Consider the following 481-nt stretch of genomic DNA (forward strand, 5'->3'; position numbering starts at 1 on the left):
CTTTGGCCACGATTCGGTGGTGCTGCACGAGCATGAGATTCGCAAGGAGAAAGGTGTCTTCAAGTTCACCAACCGGCAGCATAAGCACCGGTTCCTCTCTGAGCTGACGGACATCATCGAGGTCAGCAACTTCATTCTGATCAGCTGCGTGATCGACAAGATGAAGCTGCGCAATCAGGGTAATACGGATGGCAACCCATATCATCTAGCGTTGGGGTTCTGCCTTGAGACCTTGCACGAGCTGATGCAGGAGAAGAATCAGGACGGCGCTCTCACGCATGTGATTGTCGAATGCCGGGGCAAGAAGGAAGACAACGAGCTAGAGTTGGAATTTCGCCGCATCTGTGACGGCGCGAACCGGCTGGGCATCTCCCTGCCATTCGACATCGTCTTTGCGGACAAGAAGGTGGATTCGCCAGGGCTGCAGTTAGCTGACTTGGTGGCGCGCCCGGTAGGCATGCATGTGCTGCGTCCGGATCAG

1 protein-coding gene is annotated in these 481 nt (G+C 55.7%); it reads left to right on the forward strand.

Annotation, left to right across the window (positions count from 1 at the left end; translation table 11 throughout):
- Window positions 1–16 precede the first annotated feature (16 nt).
- Window positions 17–481 (forward strand): DUF3800 domain-containing protein (locus RVY79_RS17290; RefSeq protein WP_317465711.1); only part of this gene is annotated, 465 nt, incomplete at its 3' end.

Source organism: Chromohalobacter sp. HP20-39 (genome assembly GCF_033052815.1).
Classification (GTDB): domain Bacteria; phylum Pseudomonadota; class Gammaproteobacteria; order Pseudomonadales; family Halomonadaceae; genus Chromohalobacter.